Origin of the sequence: Streptomyces sp. LaPpAH-108 (genome assembly GCF_000373625.1) — a bacterium.
Classification (GTDB): Bacteria; Actinomycetota; Actinomycetes; order Streptomycetales; family Streptomycetaceae; genus Streptomyces.
The window spans coordinates 98314-114784 of record NZ_KB891996.1; the positions used below are offsets into that span (position 1 = coordinate 98314).

The window sequence follows — 16471 nt, forward strand, 5'->3', positions numbered from 1 at the left end:
TATTGACCCAGCGAACGAGCGACCAGCCGGAGGGGGCGGTCGCACGCATCGGGGAGGGGATCGTCATGGGCTTGAAGGGCAGGATCGCGCTGAACGCCGCCCTGGGGGTCGTCGTCATCGGTGTCGTGTCCGCGAACGCCGGCCAGGGAACGGACGGCGGCCCCGACGGCCCGCACCACGGCCCCTCCGCCTCGTCGGAGGACGGTGCCGAGGGCGCCGGGCCCGGCGGCGACACCGGACCGGGCGCACGAACGGCCGCCTTCGGCGGTGACGGTGCGTACCGCGTCGGCGCCGACATCCGGCCCGGCACCTATCGCACCACCGGCAACACCGGCGGCCACTGCCGCTGGGAGCGCGCCGAGGACGCCTCGGGCTCCCTGGGGTCGGCGCTGGCCGGCGGGAGCGTGGGCGGCACCGGGTATGTCACCGTCGAGGCCACGGACAAGCTGTTCAAGTCCAGCGGCTGCGCCCAGTGGCGGGCCGTGCCGGTCGCGCCGAGGGGCAGGCCCGGTACCTCGATGGACGGCGACGGGGGCATGTTCCGGGTCGGCGCCGACATCGTGCCGGGCACCTACCGGTCGAGCGGCAACGCCCCCGGCTCCTGTTCCTGGGAGCGCACCGAGGACGCTACGCACGAGCCCGGTTCGGTTCTCGCCGAGGACGACGTGACCGGCACGGCCGTCGTCACGGTCCGCGCCACGGACGGCTACTTCAGGACGACCGGCTGCGGCGACTGGAAGAAGACGCGCTGACCCGGCGTCACCGCCGCCCCCGCACCGCACTCCGCTGCTCTCCCCTGCCTTTTCCACTCCCTCCCGCCTCACTGCCTCCACCTGACTGCCTCCACCTCGCTTCACCCCACTTCACTTCCTCTCGTCACACCTCATCTCAAGGAACCGACATGCGCCGTACCGCACTTGCCGCCGTCTGCCTCGCCACCGCTGCCGCCGCCGGGCTCACCGGTTGTCTGCCGGGGGCGGACGCGGCGCCGAAGGGACCGTTCGCCGGGCTGAGCGGCGGCGAGATAGCCGACCGTGCGATGAAGACGACCACCAAGGCGTCGACCCTGCGGATGCAGGGCACCCTCGCCGACGGCGGCGAGGACATCAAGATCGACATGGCCCTGAGCAAGAAGGGCGAGTGCGCCGGCACGATGGGCATGGGCGGCAAGGGCAGCGCCGACCTGATCAAGAGCGGCGACACCGTCTACATGCGGTACAACGAGGCGTTCCTGCGCGACCAGGGCAAGGGCGAGTCGAAGGCCGACACCGACGCGGTCGTGAACATGATGGCCGACAAGTGGACCAAGATGGCGGCGACCGGCAAGGACGCCAAGGACATCGCGGGCTTCTGCGATCTGGACTCGGTCCTGGCCGGGGCGACCGACGTCAACTCGGACGCCACCCGCGGCAAGACCACCACCATAGACGGCACCCCGGCCCTCACCCTCCACGAGAAGGACGGCAAGGACCGCTACACCCTCTACGTGGCGACCAAGGGCAAGCCCTACCTGCTGCGCGTCGACAGCTCCGCGGGCGCCAAGGAGCCGGTCCACCTCTCCTTCCGCGACTACGAGAAGCCGGTCGAGGCCAAGAAGCCCGCGGGCAAGATCATCGACCTGGACACCCTGGGCGACTGACCCCGCGCCTCAAAGCCGGTGCCGCATCCACACATTGGGCTCCACATACACCGCGTACCCCCGCTCCGGTTCACAGTGGACCGGAGACAGGGCACCGGGCACCTCCACGGCGCCCCGGGTGTCGAACGGCAGACCGGTCCAGCGCCGCCACTCCTCCAGGGAGGCCGCGACCGTCATGGACGCGGGGGCGACGGAGTCCACGGTGGCACCGGCCCGGGCGTGCACACGCAGCCAGGGGTCGTGCGGAAGCCCGTCGGGGCGCAGCCGGTGGGCGTACTCGGTCATCGGGGTGCGGGGTTCGAGGTGCTTGGCGCTGGGACGCACGGGAGCGACCACCTCCGCGAAGCCCCGGGCCCGGGCGTTGTCCCGCAGCGCCGAGAGCATGACGGCGGACAGTCCACGGCCCTGGGCGTGCGGGGCGATGACGACGGCGATCGCGCAGACCGTGTCGGGGCGGGTGTCCCGGCGCAGGTCGGCGAAGGCCCAGAGCAGGATCTGGTCCCAGCCCCGGGCGGGCAGCGCGCCGCGTCCTTCGGCGGCGAGAGCGAACGGCACGCTGAAGGCATGGGCGACGACCTCGCCGTGCTCGTCCTCGGCGAACAGCGCGTACGCGGGCAGTTCGACGGGGATGCGGCCGTAGTGGGCGGTGCCCACCGGGTCGTGGGTCACGAACTCGGGCCAGCTGTCGGCCATCTCCAGCACCGCCGCCAGCCGTTCGGGCCGGTCGGCGAGGCTGCTCACCTGCACGTCCATGCGGTCACCGTAGGTCTGACGGGCCGGGCCGGGAAACGGTTTTCCCGGCCCACCGGGCCCTACCGCGACACCGGCGCCCTACCGCGACGCCGCTGCCCTGCCACCGCTCAGCGTGCCCGGAAGCGCGACGGGGCCTTCGTCGGGTTGCCGCCCGACGGGAGCTTCTGGCCGGGGCAGGTCGTCAGGACCTTCTTCATGGCGGTCTTCTCGGCGGAAGTGACCCAGAGGCCGTACTTCTTCTTGACGGCGACCTGAGCGGCGACGTAGCTGCAGCGGTAGGACTTCTCCGGGGGTACCCAGGTGGCGGTGTCGCCGTCGCCCTTGCCCCGGTTGGTGCTCGCGTCGACCGCCAGGAGGTTGAGGGGGTCGTTGGCGAGGGCTATGCGCTTGCTGGGCTCCCAGTACTTGGCGCCCTTCTGCCAGGCGTCCGAGAGGGCGACGACGTGGTCGATGTCGACCAGGCTGCGTCCCCGCTGGTAGGTGATGGTCTTGCCGGAGTAGGGGTCGGGCTTCAGGATGCCGAAGGTCACCTTGCACTGGCCTCCGCTGAACTTCACCTCCTTCAGGTCGCGCTTGAGGATGTCGTCACGGGTGTCGCAGGAGTTGGAGTCGGTGTCCGCCCAGGCGCTGCCGAAGCGGTCGCGGGCGTAACCGGTCTTCGGCGCGCGGCCCTTGACGGGCAGTGCCTCGGCGGCGCTCAGGGCCGCGCCGGTGGCTCCGGTCTCCTCGGGGCCGGAGGAGCCCTTGGTCTGCTCGGTCCGGCATCCGGTCACGGCGGCCGTCATGACCATGGCGATGACCGCCCCGCCCCACAAGCGCCTCACGGTGCGCCCCCCTCGTTCGCGCCTGCCCGTCCACCGGTGCGGACGGTTCGATCCGCCCTCTACCGTAGCCGCCGGGCGGTGGCTGACGAACAGGAACAAGAGGGGCGTTCAGGGGCATCGGGTGTATCAGGGGCTCATGTTCCTCCCTGCCTCCACGAGTTCGCGCGCCTTGTTCACACGGTGCCTATCCCCAGGGTCGATTCCGAGGGGAGCAGACCGGAGGAGAGGACCGCGACCCAGTGGTCGCCGAGCAGGTCGGCCAGCCGGTCGGCGGCGGGCGCCCCGAGCGCCTGCCACGGGGCGGCGGCGAGACGGTCGGTGTGCTCCTCGACGCGGCGGCGCAGGGCGCGGCCCGCGTCCGTGGCCATGCCGTCCGGTTCCACCAGGCCGCGCCCGGCGAGGCGTTCGCGCGCGGCCTTCCACTCGCCGGGGCTCCAGCCGCGGCTCTCGAAGCGTTCCACGGACGCGGCGCCTATCGCCGCGAAGGACACCAGCGACTCGACCGGATCGAGGTCCGCGATCAGCAGGGCGGCCAGATGGCCGTCGCCCCGGTGTTCGCGCAGGATCGTGGCCGCGTGCCACAGCTGGAGGTGCGGGGGCTCGGGCCAGGGCAGTTCGGCGTTGGCGGCGGCGAGGGGGCGGCCCTCGGTGCCCGCCGCCTCGGCGGCCTGCCGGGCGAGCGCGGCGGCCTCGGCCAGCTCTGGGCTGTCGACCCGGTCACCGAGGACGGCCCGGTAGGCGCCGTCGATGCCGCGCAGCCGGGCGGCCAGCACCTCGCCCGGGGCCGCGACGTCCCACGCGCCGTCCATGTGCCGGGCGACCATGCGCGGGCTGAAGCTGTAGAACGCGGAGGTCACCCGCTCGGCGCCGACCGGGCCCAAGGGGGCGGCACGCAGCGGGAAGTAGCTCGGCCAGCGGTCCCCGGTGTCGTACCCGAGCGCCGCCGACTCCCGGTCGACCTCGGGCGCGTAGTAGAGCAGCGCGTGGAACGGTTCCAGCAGGTGCCAGAGCTGGCGCACGCGTGCCGTCCCCACGGTTTCCTCGGACATGCCGTGACTCCTCCCCCGTACGCGACCCGGACGGGCCGCCCGAACTTGACACTGTCCAGATTGCCGGGACCGGCAAAACTTGTCAATGCCTAGATCGGGCGTACTCTGGTACGCATGAGTTCTTCGAAGTCGGCGTCCGCCGGGCGGCGTTCGTCGTATCACCATGGCGATCTGCGGCGTGCCGTGCTCACCGCCGCGCTCGACGCCATCGCCGCCGAAGGCCCCGCCGGGCTGAGCCTGCGCGACCTCGCCCGCCGGGCCGGGGTCTCGCACGCCGCGCCCGCGCACCATTTCAAGGACCGCACCGGGCTGCTCACCGCCATCGCGGCGGAAGGGTTCGGGCTGCTGGCCGAGGCCGTGCGGGAGGCGCCGGACCTGCGGGAGGCGGGCGTACGTTACGTCCGTTTCGCGCGCGAGCACCCCGCGCACTTCCAGGTGATGTTCTCCCCGGAGCTGCTGCGCGCCGACGATCTCGAACTGACCACCGCCCGCGCCCTGGCCGGTGACGCGCTGAGCGCCGTCGTCGCCGCCGTGGACCCCGGCGACCGGGGGCCGGACGCGCGCCTCGCCAGTGTCGCCGCCTGGTCCCTGGCCCACGGCTTCGCCACCCTGCTGCTCGGCCACAACCTCGACGCACCGGTGGGCGGCCAGGACCCCGAGGAGGTGTTCCACGCACTCACGGCGATGCTGTTCCACTCGGCGGACGAGGACCGGGCCGCCGGGGACCGACCCGCCACGACCTGACGGCCTGGCCCGGCCCGGCCCGCCCACTACGGCACCGGCACCGGCACGACGACGGGCGCGCCCCCAGAGGGAGACGCGCCCGCCATCAGAGCCGTAGAACTGCGGAGCCGTGAACCCGTGGAGCCGTCACCGCCCCGCGACCGTCACGATCCCAGGATCGACGCCAGGAACTCCCCCACCCAGCCCAGCAGTTCGCGCCCGACCAGCGGCTTGCCGCCGACCTTCGCGGTCTTGGGGCGCGGCACCAGCACCTGGTGCGCGTTCGCCTTGACGAGCGAGCCCGGGTACAGCCGCTTGAGCCGCAGCTCCTGCGACTCGCGCAACTCCACCGGCGCGAAGCGGATGTTGTTGCCCTGGAGGACGATCTCGCCCACCCCGCAGGCCCGCGCGAGCATGCGCAGCCCGGCGACCAGCAGCAGGTTCTCCACCGGCTCGGGCAACTTGCCGTAGCGGTCGGTGAGTTCCTCGCGGACGGCCTTGACGTCCTCCTCCGAGTTGGCGGCGGCGATGGCCCGGTACGCCTGGAGGCGCAGCCCCTCGCCGGGCGCGTAGTCGTGCGGGACGTGCGCGTCGACCGGCAGCTCGATCTTGACCTCGAGCGGCGGCTCCTCCTCGATCTCGCCGGTCTCCAGCTGGCGCCGGTAGTCCGCGACCGCCTCGCCGACCATGCGGACGTACAGGTCGAAGCCGACGCCCGCGATGTGCCCGGACTGCTCGCCGCCGAGCAGGTTGCCCGCGCCGCGGATCTCCAGGTCCTTCATGGCGACGTACATGCCCGCGCCCATCTCGGTGTGCTGGGCGATGGTGGCCAGGCGTTCGTGCGCGGTCTCGGTGAGCGGCTTCTCCGGCGGATACAGGAAGTACGCATACCCGCGCTCGCGGCCACGGCCGACCCGGCCGCGCAGCTGGTGCAGCTGGGAGAGGCCGAAGTTGTCGCCGCGCTCCACGATGAGCGTGTTGGCGTTGGAGATGTCGATGCCGGACTCCACGATCGTCGTGGAGACCAGGACGTCGAACTTCTTCTCCCAGAAGTCCACCACGACCTGTTCCAGGGCCTGTTCGGACATCTGGCCGTGCGCGGTGGCGATGCGCGCCTCGGGGACGATCTCGCGCAGCCGGGCGGCGGCGCGGTCGATGGACTCGACCCGGTTGTGGATGTAGAAGACCTGGCCCTCGCGCAGCAGTTCACGGCGGATGGCGGCGCCGATCTGCTTCTCCTCGTACGGTCCGACGAAGGTGAGGACCGGGTGGCGTTCCTCGGGCGGGGTGGTGATCGTGGACATCTCGCGGATGCCGGTGACCGCCATCTCCAGGGTGCGCGGGATGGGCGTGGCGGACATGGTGAGCACGTCCACGTTGGCGCGCAGCTTCTTCAGCTGCTCCTTGTGCTCGACACCGAAGCGCTGCTCCTCGTCGACGATGACCAGGCCGAGGTCCTTGAACTTGGTCTCGGAGGAGAACAGCCGGTGGGTGCCGATCACCACGTCCACCGAGCCGTCCTTCAGGCCCTCCAGGACGGCCTTGGCCTCGGCGTCGGTCTGGAAGCGGGACAGGGCGCGCACGTTCACCGGGAACTGCGAGTACCGCTCGGAGAAGGTGCCGAAGTGCTGCTGCACCAGCAGGGTCGTGGGCACGAGCACGGCGACCTGCTTGCCGTCCTGGACGGCCTTGAAGGCGGCGCGGACCGCGATCTCGGTCTTGCCGTAGCCCACGTCGCCGCAGATCAGGCGGTCCATGGGGACCGTCTTCTCCATGTCCTCCTTGACCTCGGCGATGGTGGTGAGCTGGTCGGGGGTCTCCGCGTACGGGAAGGCGTCCTCCAGCTCGCGCTGCCAGGGCGTGTCGCCGCCGAAGGCGTGGCCGGGGGCGGCCATGCGCGCGCTGTACAGCTTGATCAGGTCGGCCGCGATCTCCTTGACGGCCTTCTTGGCGCGCGCCTTGGTCTTCGTCCAGTCGGCGCCGCCCAGGCGGTGCAGGGTGGGGGCCTCGCCGCCGACGTACTTGGTGATCTGCTCCAGCTGGTCGGTCGGGATGTAGAGCCGGTCGCCGGGCTGGCCGCGCTTGGCGGGCGCGTACTCCACGACCAGGTACTCGCGGGTGGCACCCTGGACGGTGCGCTGCACCATCTCGATGTAGCGGCCGACGCCGTGCTGCTCGTGGACGATGTAGTCGCCCGTCTCCAGGGTGAGCGGGTCGATGGTCTTGCGGCGGCGCGCGGGCATCCGGGCGCCGTCGCGGCCCGCGGCCTTCTGGCCGGTCAGATCGGTCTCGGTGAGGACGGCGAGACCGAGCGCCGGATCCACGAAGCCATGGTCGATCGAGCCGCAGGAGACGTGCACCAGGGACGGGCTCAGCTCGCCGAGGTCGGGGTCCAGGCGGGCGGCGATGCCCTCGCCGCCCAGCACCTCGGCCGTACGGGCCGCCGGGCCGTGGGCCTCGGTGACGAAGACCGTGCGCCAGCCGTCGGACAGCCAGCCCTTGGTGTCGGCCAGAGCGCGCGCGGTGTCGCCCCGGTACGCCTCGGGGGCGCGCATCCCGAGCTTGAGCGTGTCGCCGTCCAGTTCCTCGTCGGCGGCGAACGGCGAGACCGACCACCACATCATGTCCAGCTCGCGCGCGCGGTCGCGCACGTCCGCGATGGACCACAGGGAGGCCGCGCCCACGTCGATGGGCGCCTCGCCGCCGCCCGCGCTGGCCGCCCAGGACGCCTGCAGGAACTCCTGGGAGGTGGCGACGAGGTCGGCCGCGCGCGTACGGACCCGCTCCGGGTCGCAGACGACGGTCATGGCGCCCTTGGGGAGCACGTCGATGAGCAGTTCCATGTCGTCGACCAGGACCGGCGCCAGGGACTCCATGCCCTCCACGGCGATGCCCTCGGCGATCTTGCCGAGCAGTTCGCCCAGCTCGGGGTGGTCCTCAGCGAGGGCCCGCGCGCGGTCGCGTACGTCCTCGGTGAGCAGCAGCTCGCGGCAGGGCGGGGCCCACAGACCGTGCTCGGCGATCTCCAGGGAGCGCTGGTCGGCGACCTTGAAGTAGCGGATCTCCTCCACGTCGTCGCCCCAGAACTCGACGCGCAGGGGGTGTTCCTCGGTGGGCGGGAAGACGTCGAGGATGCCGCCGCGTACGGCGAACTCGCCGCGCTTCTCCACCAGCTCCACGCGCGCGTACGCCGCCGCCGCGAGGGCTTCCACCGTCTCGTTCAGGTCGGCGCTCTGGCCGGTACGGAGCGAGACGGGCTCCAGGTCGCCCAGGCCCTTGACCTGGGGCTGGAGCACGGAGCGCACGGGGGCGACGACGACGGAGACCGGGCCGGTCTCGGGGTCGTCGGGGCGGGGGTGGGACAGGCGGCGCAGGACGGCGAGGCGGCGGCCCACGGTGTCGCTGCGGGGGCTGAGGCGCTCGTGCGGAAGCGTCTCCCAGGAGGGGTACTCCACCACGCCCTCCGGGGGCAGCAGGGAGCGCAGCGCGGCGGTCAGGTCCTCCGCCTCCCGGCCGGTCGCCGTCACGGCGAGCACCGGGCGGGCGGCCTCGCGGGCGAGGGCGGCGATCGCGAAGGGGCGGGCGGCGGGGGGACCTACGAGGTCCACGTGCGTGCGGTTGCCGTCCGCTGCCGCCGTGGTCGCTTCCGCGAGGGCGGGGTCCTTGACTACTGCGTCCAGCAGACCGTGCAGGCTCATGCGAGGGGCTTTCCGTCCAGGGAAGGGGAACGCGAACGGCCCGACTCGTTTCACGGGCCGGGGGTACGTTCCAGCGTACGTCGCTGCCGCTGGGCTTGGTCGGGGCTGTGGACAACCTCCGCTCGTGTACCAGGGGGCTCTGCCCCCTGGACCCCCGATTTGCCCACCCGACCCCGCCCGTCTCGGTCACCTGAAAAGTGGGGCTTGAAAAACACCTGTGCCCCGCAGGCTCTTCGAGCCTGCGGGGCACAGAATCAAACACCCTCTACTCCGTCGCGATCGCGTTCAGCACATTCATCCGTCCCGCCCGGAACGCCGGGATCAGTGCCGCGAACAGGCCCACGAAGGCCGAGGCGATGAAGACCGTGATGATCGTCGGCCAGGGGATCTCCAGGACGGTCAGGCCCTCCAGGGCGAGGAGTTTCTGGGCGGTGGCGCCCCAGCCCATGCCGAGGCCGAGGCCGAGGAGGGCGCCGAAGAGGGCGATGACGACCGACTCCAGGCGGATCATGCGGCGCAGCTGGCGGCGGGAGAGGCCGATGGCGCGCATGAGGCCGATCTCGCGGGTGCGCTCGACCACGGAGAGGGCGAGGGTGTTCACCACGCCGAGGACGGCGACGATGATCGCGAGGGCCAGGAGGCCGTAGATCAGGTTCAGCAGCTGGCCGATCTGGTCCTTGAGGGCCTTCTTGTAGTCGGTCTGGTCGCGCACGGTGTACTGCGGGTAGTCGTGCAGGGCCGACTTGAGCGCCTTGTAGGCGGCGGCCTGGCGGCCGTCCTTCGCCGTGGCGAAGACCAGGATGTCGAGCGGCATCCGGTCGGCGGGCACGTACCGCTTCGCCGTGGCGATGGAGGCGTACATCGCGCCCTTGTCGACCACCACGTCGTCGCTGGTGATCGCGCGGACCGTCAGCGTGGCGGTGCGGGCGTCCTTGAAGGCGACCGTGACCGTGGAACCGACCTTGATCTTGTGCTTGCGGGCGAAGCCCTCGGGCACGGACATCGAGTCGGCCCGGTAGGCGTCGGCCAGCGTGCCCGAGACGGTCTCGGTGCGCAGGTCCTCGGCGTAGGTCGGGTCGGCGGCGTTGATCGTCTGGTTCTTGCTGACCTTGCCGTCGGGGGTGGTCAGGTGCGCCGGGACGATCTTGTACTCGGTGACCCGCTCCAGGTCCGGCGTGTCCTTGACCACCCGCACCGCCTGCGGGGTGATCAGGCCGCCGTTGTCGTTCTGGATGATGAAGTCCGTGCCCACGGTCTTGTCGAGCTGGTCGGTGGCGGAGGCCACCATGGACGAGCCGACGACCGAGAGGCAGGCCACCAGGGCCAGGCCGATCATGAGGGCGGCGCCGGTCGCGCCGGTGCGGCGCGGGTTGCGCAGCGCGTTGCGCTCGGCCATGCGCCCGACCGGGCCGAAGACCCTGAGGACGATCGCGCCGAGGACACGCACCACGCCGGAGGCGAGCAGCGGGCCGATGACGACGAAGCCGAGCAGGGTCAGCACGATGCCGAGGCCCAGCCAGCCCGAGCCGGTCGTGGCCTGGTCGGTGCTGGCCGCCGCGTAGAGGCTCGCGGCGCCCGCGCCGGTCAGGACCAGGCCGATCAGGGCCCGTACGACACCCGCCCTGGCGTCGGCCGGGGCGCCCGCGTCGCGCAGGGCGGCCATCGGGGAGACCTTCCCGGCGCGGCGGGCGGGCAGGTAGGCCGCCAGGACCGTGACGACCACGCCGAGCAGCAGGCCGAGGGCCGGGGTGGTCCAGGCCACCGTCAGGTCGTCGGTGGACAGATGCATGCCGATCGCGCCCATGAGCTTCATCAGGGCGACGGCGATGCCGATGCCCGCGCCGACGCCGAGGACGGAGCCGAGCACGCCGAGCAGCAGGGCCTCGACGAGCACCGAGCGGTTGACCTGGCCGCGCGAGGAGCCGATGGCGCGCATCAGGCCGATCTCGCGGGTGCGCTGGGCGACCAGCATCGAGAAGGTGTTGACGATCAGGAAGATGCCGACCAGGAAGGCGATCCCGGCGAAGCCGAGCATCGCGTACTTCATGACGTCGAGGAAGCTCTCGACGTCCTTCTGGTTGGCGTCGGCGACCTCCTTGGCCGTCTGCACCTTGTAGCCGCCGCCGAGCGCGGCCGTCACGTCCTTCTTCAGCCGGGCGTCGGAGACTCCCTTGGCGGCGGTGACGTTGACGTTGGTGTAGACGCCGGTGCGGCCGACCAAGGTCTGCTGGGCGGTCTTGGTGTCCAGGTAGAAGATCGCCGCGCCGGGGTTGGTGACGGTGAAGGTGGCGATGCCGGACACGCGCGCGTGGTGCGTGCCGAGCGCGGTGATCAGGCCGATGTCGTCACCGAGGCGCAGATGGTGCTTCTTCGCGGTGTCCGCGTCCACCATGATCTGCCCCGAACCATGGGGCGCGGCACCGGTGGTGACCTTCATGGTGCGCGCGTCGTTGCCGTTCCAGCTGCCGACGATGGTGGGCGCCCCGCTGGTGGGCGAGAGCCGTTCCTTGTCCGCGTCGACGACGGTGACCTGGGTGGAGAACACCGTGCCCTCGGCCGACCGCACCCCCTCGGCCTTGCGGATCTCGCCGAGCACGGAGGCGGGCATCACCGGCGGCTTGCCGGTGCCGGACTGGGTCTCCCCGGTGTCGGACGCGCTCTTGGCGCTCACCGTGACGTCCGAGGACGTCGCCTGGAAGAGCTTGTCGAAGGTGGTGTTCATGGTGTCGGTGAACACCAGGGTGCCGCAGACGAAGGCGACCGACAGCAGGACCGCGATCGCCGAGAGCGCCATACGGCCCTTGTGCGCGAAGAAGTTGCGCATCGAGGTCTTCAGCACGGTCATGAGGTGCGCCCCCGCGCGTCGAAGTCCTTCATGCGGTCCAGGACCTGCTCGGCGGTGGGGCGGCGCATCTCGTCCACGATCCGGCCGTCGGCCAGGTAGAGCACGCGGTCCGCGTAGGAGGCGGCGACCGGGTCGTGGGTGACCATGACGATGGTCTGGCCGAGGTCGTGCACCGAGCGGCGCAGGAAGCCGAGGATCTCGGCGCCCGCGCGCGAGTCGAGGTTTCCGGTCGGCTCGTCACCGAAGATGATCTCCGGCCGGGCGGCGAGCGCACGGGCCACGGCGACGCGCTGCTGCTGGCCGCCGGAGAGCTGGGTCGGCCGGTGCTTGAGCCGCTCGGCCAGGCCGACGGTCTCCACGACCTTCGCCAGCCACTCCCGGTCGGGCTTGCGGCCCGCGATGTCCATGGGCAGCGTGATGTTCTCCAGCGCGTTCAGCGTCGGCAGCAGGTTGAACGCCTGGAAGATGAAGCCGATCCGGTCGCGGCGCAGCTGGGTCAGCTTCTTGTCCTTGAGGCCGGTGATCTCGGTCTCGTCCAGGTAGATCTGACCGCTGGTCACCGTGTCGAGCCCGGCGAGGCAGTGCATCAGGGTGGACTTGCCGGACCCGGAGGGGCCCATGATCGCGGTGAACTGTCCGCGGTCGATGTCCACGTCGACATGGTCGAGCGCGACGACCCGGGTCTCCCCGGCGCCGTACGCCTTCACGACCTGCCGCGCCCGCGCGGCCACGGCCGTAGGTCCTCCAGTGCCCCCGTGCCTGGGTACGGTCACAGCCGATGTCACGGTATGTCTCCTATGGGATGGCAGGTCGGAGCGCGCGCCGGTGGCGCGTGCGTTCGTACGGGTTCTTGCCGGTGATTCTCGCGGGCCCCGGGGGTGCCGCGCGCTGGTGCGGAGCCCCCGGTCCGGGTGGGGCAAACCCCACCCCGGCGACTCGGGTCCACCGCCCCCCCAGCGGCGTAAAGCCAGGTTAAGGAGCGAAGGGGCGCCTTCTCGTCCTCCGGGGGGACGAACGCCCCCCGACCCGCAGTACGGAGATACCCCTAGGGGTGCTCCACCATCGGGTGGAGACGTTCTCAGGGTCGTCTCCACCCCCGGCCCGCCCAGCCTCCACCCTCACGTGGCGTCAGGGTCAACCCATGTGCCCCCGCGTCCCGCACGGACGGCCGCCGCGACGGTCCCTGCGCGCGTGAAGCGTGTACGGGACACCGAGGGGCGGCGGATCAGGGTCGGCGGGCGCGGGGATCAGGGTCGGCGGCTGAGGGGGCCGCAGGTCGCGCGCCGCAGAGCGGGGTTCAGCGCCTGGCCGCCGCCATGGACGCGTCCAGCCGGTCGCGGAGGTGGTCGATCTGCTGGCGTACCTCGTCCCAGATCTCGCCGTGCTCGCGCAGCAGACGCTCGGTCTCGCGGGCGGTGCGCTCCTCGTGGGCCAGCGCCGCGTCGAGGACTTCGGCGGCCCGCGCGTCCGCCACCTCCTGGAGCCAGGGCGCGCGGTCCTTCTCCGCCGCGAGCCTGCGCTTCGCCTCCGCCAGCGCGGCCTCGGCCCGGGCCTGCCGCTGCGCGGTGCCCGCTTCGAGCGCCGCCGCCCGCTCCGTCAGCTCGCGCTCGGCCGCCGCACGGCGCGCCGCGTGCTCCCCGGGCTGCGCGGCGAGCAGGGCGGCGGCACGCTCACGGGTCTCGCGCAGCCCCTCCAGCGCCGTCCGGCGCAGCTCGCGCACCTCGTGCCGGGTGCCGACGCGCAGCTCCTCCGCCTCGGTACGGGCCGCGTGCAGCCGCCGCTCGGCGCTCTCCACCGCCTCGGCGCGCAGCGCCTCCGCCGCCTCCCGCGCCGCGCGGCGCACGCCCCGCGCGTGCTCCTCGGCGGCCGTGACCTGCTCGCGCGCCTCGGCCCGGGCCTGCTCGCGCAGCCGTACCGCCTCCGTGCGCACCAGCCGGAACACCGTGCCCGCGGGCTCACCGAGGCTGTCGTACGTCTGCGGTTCCAGCCGGGAGGCCCGCTCGCGCAGCCGCGCCGACTCGGCCGCCATGTCCCGGGCCAGGACGGTCAGCCGGGCGACGCGCTCCCAGGCCGTGTCGCGGTCCCGCGACAGGGCGGCCAGCTGTGCGTCGACCTGGCCGGGGTGGTAGCCGCGCCCCCGGGCGGTCCCGAAGCCGTACGGCGTCGCCGATGCGCTGCTCACCCGTGGAACCCCTCTCCGCCCGGACAGTCCGACATACCCGACAGAATGATGGGATGCATGTCGAAATGAGCTGAAGAGACGCCTGGGTTCGTCAATGCGGTCGGGCCCTTCACTCCCGCGAGTGAAGGGCCCGGCGCGAACGGCGGAGGAGAGCGGCTGCCGCTACAGCAGCCCGTCCCACATCTGTTCCAGCAGCACCGACCACCAGGTCTCCGGCGAACCGAGCGCCGCCGGGTCCAGCGAGGCCAGCTGCGCCTGGAAGTCGACGGTCCAGCGGCCCGCCTGCTCCTGGTTCAGGCCGTAACGCAGCCGCCACATCCGGCCGAGCAGCGCCAGACAGCGGGTGAACTCCGGCAGCCCGGTGTTCACGAACTGCGGCGGCACCGGGGCACCGCCAGGACCGGCCTCCACCGGCACCGCCACGATGTTCGCCGTGCCGTACTGCACACAGATCGCCTTGCCGAAGTCCGTGCCCATCACCAGGTACGACCCCGCGTCCGACGCGGGCCGCACCCCGCGCTCGGCCGCCAGCTCCGCCAGCGTCGGCACCGGACGGCCCGGCTGGGCCTGCGCCCAGAAGAACGGCCCCATGTCCAGCGGGAGTCCGGCCACCACCAGCGTGTGCGCCACGACCGGCGGCACCCCCTGCCGCGACACCGCCTGCTGGTCGAACCGGTGCACCCCCGGCCCGAACGCCGCCGCCAGCTCGTGCGCGATGCCCTCCGGCGGCACCGGCGGGACCGGCTGCACCGGCGGCAGCGGGGCGCGCACCGGCGCGGGCCGCGCGGGACCGTCCGCCACCTGGTGCAGCTCGCCCTGATGGGCCAGCAGCTCCTGCATGCCCTGCTGCCTGCTCGCGTGATCCGTGCCGTACGGCGCGATGCTCGCGATCCGCGCCTGCGGCCACTGCTCCCGGATCATCCGCGCGCAGTACGCCCCCGGCAGCTCGCACGACTCCAACTCCGTGTGCAGCTCAAGGACTTGGTCCGGCGGCACGTTCATCGCCCGCAGCTCGTGGAAGATCTGCCACTCCGGGTGCGGCATCCCCGGCGCGGACCGCCGGATCAGCTGCTGCTCGGAACCGTCCTGGGCGCGATAGCGCAGCACGGCCTGGTAGCCGGGGCCGACCGTCGGCTGCGCCGGGGGCGGATAGCCGTACGCCGGGGGCTGACCGGGCAGCGGCGCACCCGGCGGAGGCAGCGGGGCGCCGTGCGGGGGCATGGCACCGGGCGGCGGCGTCGCGCCGGGGGGCGGCGTCGCGCCGGGGGGCGGGGGCATCGCTCCCGGGGGAGGCATGGCACCCGGGTACGGCACGGCGCCGGACGGCACGGGACCGGTGGGCGCCGGACCGGTGGGCGGGGGCATCGCACCCGGCGGTGCGAAACCGGGGGGCGGGGTCGCCCCGGCGGTCGGAGGCATGGCACCCGCGGGGGGCGGCATCGCACCCGGCGGGGGCAGCGGGGCGCCGTGCGGGGGCGTCGCGCTCGCCGGTGCGGGCTGCGGCGCACCCGGCACGGCCTGACCGCCCGGGGCGGGCGACGCGTACGAGGCCGACGGCACACCCGGCACACCCGGCGCGGGCTGCGGCGGCGGAGGCACACTCGGGCCACCCGGCGGGGGCGCGGCCAGCACCGTCTCCGCGTGGTCGACACCGGGGGCACTGGCGGGCCTGGGCGCGGGCGGCGCACCCGGCGCGGGCCGCTGCGGCGCACCCGGCGCCGTGGCCTGCGGGGCAGCACCGTCCGGGCCCTCCGGGCCGAGCGCCGAGACCAGTTGGGTCGGTACGTACGCGTCCCCGCCCGCACCGGCAGAGCGCGCGCCCGGCGTGCCGGGGGCGCCCGGCGGGGGCGGGGGCGGGCCGGGGGTCTTGCGCGGCGGAGGCGCGGCCTTGCTCGTCACGGCGTCGGCGATGTCACCGGCGTCCGAGGGCAGCGGGCGTCCCGGACGCGCGTCGGCACCGCCGCCCGGCGGGTAGGCGTAACCGGGCCGCGCGACACCAGGGTCCGGCACCTCCGGGGTGACCGCCGTGGGCGGCAACTGGCTGCCGCCCGACATCAGCGCGGTCTTGGCGTCCGGCTCGGACGCGGGCGGACGCGGAGCGCCGTCGCCCACCGGGGGCGAGAACACCGTGGCGGGCAGCGGTACGGAACGGTCCTCGCCCTCATCGGCGTTGGTGTCCGTACCGGCCCAGGGCGTCTTCGCGGAGGAGTCCTCGGCGGCGGGCCACGCCGCACCGCCCCCGTCCCCCACCGGCACCCCGGGCTGCGTCTCGGCGAGCCCGCCACCGGAGCCCGTACCCGAACGCTCACGCGGACCCGGCACACTCCCCGAGCCAACACCGCTGCCAGAAGCCGGAGTTGGTGAAGAGACACCCCCCAGCTTCTTCTCCGCCGCCTCCTGCAGCCACTCCGGCGGAGACAGCAGGAACGACGTCTGGTTCAGGTCCACCCGCGCCGCCGCGGGCACCGGCGCCGCGTCCTCCGGCTCGTCGGGACGCCCGTACGTCTCCTCGTACCGGCGGATCACCTCACCCACCGGAAGCGCGGGCCACAGCGTCGCCTCGCCGCTGTCCCGGGCGATGACCAGGCGCTGGGCACCCGCGTCCACGCGCGGACCCTCCGCACGGTCCTCGCCCCAGACCACGAAGCCCAGCTCGAACTCCCGCACCCGCACCTCACGGTGCTGATAGGCGGGAACGTCCCCGTTGATCCATTCCTCGGCGCGCTCCTGCGCCTGTGCGAACGTCACCATCGCCGGA

At 72.9% G+C, this 16471-nt stretch carries 11 protein-coding genes; 3 read left to right on the forward strand and 8 right to left on the reverse strand.

The genetic code is table 11. The features are described 5' to 3' along the window. Positions 1 to 65 precede the first annotated feature (65 nt). A complete protein-coding gene (locus B079_RS0122675; RefSeq protein ID WP_018548134.1) occupies positions 66 to 752 on the forward strand; it encodes a hypothetical protein in 687 nt (228 codons plus the stop codon). A 149-nt stretch (positions 753 to 901) separates the two neighbouring features. Further along, positions 902 to 1639, forward strand: a complete 738-nt coding sequence (locus B079_RS0122680) for a hypothetical protein (RefSeq protein WP_018548135.1) — start codon at positions 902 to 904, stop codon at positions 1637 to 1639. A 9-nt stretch (positions 1640 to 1648) separates the two neighbouring features. On the opposite strand, the gene B079_RS0122685 is transcribed toward B079_RS0122680, so the two are convergent. From B079_RS0122685 to B079_RS0122695, 3 genes are all read right to left on the reverse strand, one after another. Then, a complete protein-coding gene (locus tag B079_RS0122685) occupies positions 1649 to 2392 on the reverse strand; it encodes a GNAT family N-acetyltransferase (RefSeq protein ID WP_018548136.1) in 744 nt (247 codons plus the stop codon). 107 nt (positions 2393 to 2499) lie between these two features. Next, on the reverse strand, positions 2500 to 3216 hold the full coding sequence (locus B079_RS0122690; protein ID WP_026248963.1) for an HNH endonuclease family protein: 717 nt from the start codon (positions 3214 to 3216) through the stop codon (positions 2500 to 2502). Between the two features lie 173 nt (positions 3217 to 3389). Next, entirely contained in the window at positions 3390 to 4265 is an 876-nt protein-coding gene (locus B079_RS0122695) for an SCO6745 family protein (RefSeq protein ID WP_018548138.1), read from the reverse strand. A gap of 114 nt (positions 4266 to 4379) precedes the next feature. On the opposite strand from B079_RS0122695, the gene B079_RS0122700 reads away from it, so the two are divergent. Next, positions 4380 to 5009, forward strand: coding sequence for a TetR/AcrR family transcriptional regulator (locus tag B079_RS0122700; protein ID WP_026248964.1), 630 nt, complete (start codon positions 4380 to 4382; stop codon positions 5007 to 5009). Between the two features lie 143 nt (positions 5010 to 5152). Here the strand turns inward: B079_RS0122700 and mfd are convergent, their stop codons facing one another. The 5 genes from mfd to B079_RS0122725 form a co-directional block, all read right to left on the reverse strand. Next, the gene (gene mfd, locus B079_RS0122705; protein ID WP_018548140.1) at positions 5153 to 8686 is read right to left on the reverse strand and encodes a transcription-repair coupling factor; all 3534 of its coding nucleotides are present in this window, start codon (positions 8684 to 8686) and stop codon (positions 5153 to 5155) included. 265 nt (positions 8687 to 8951) lie between these two features. Next, on the reverse strand, positions 8952 to 11531 hold the full coding sequence (locus tag B079_RS0122710) for an ABC transporter permease (protein ID WP_018548141.1): 2580 nt from the start codon (positions 11529 to 11531) through the stop codon (positions 8952 to 8954). After that, on the reverse strand, positions 11528 to 12316 hold the full coding sequence (locus B079_RS0122715; RefSeq protein ID WP_026248965.1) for an ABC transporter ATP-binding protein: 789 nt from the start codon (positions 12314 to 12316) through the stop codon (positions 11528 to 11530). The genes B079_RS0122710 and B079_RS0122715 overlap by 4 nt, the downstream gene beginning before the upstream one ends. Positions 12317 to 12828: 512 nt before the next feature. After that, positions 12829 to 13713, reverse strand: coding sequence for a hypothetical protein (locus B079_RS0122720; RefSeq protein ID WP_018548143.1), 885 nt, complete (start codon positions 13711 to 13713; stop codon positions 12829 to 12831). Between the two features lie 162 nt (positions 13714 to 13875). Continuing rightward, positions 13876 to 16464: an SUKH-4 family immunity protein gene (locus B079_RS0122725; RefSeq protein WP_018548144.1), complete on the reverse strand. Its 2589-nt coding sequence runs from the start codon at positions 16462 to 16464 to the stop codon at positions 13876 to 13878. Between the last annotated feature and the right edge of the window lie 7 nt (positions 16465 to 16471).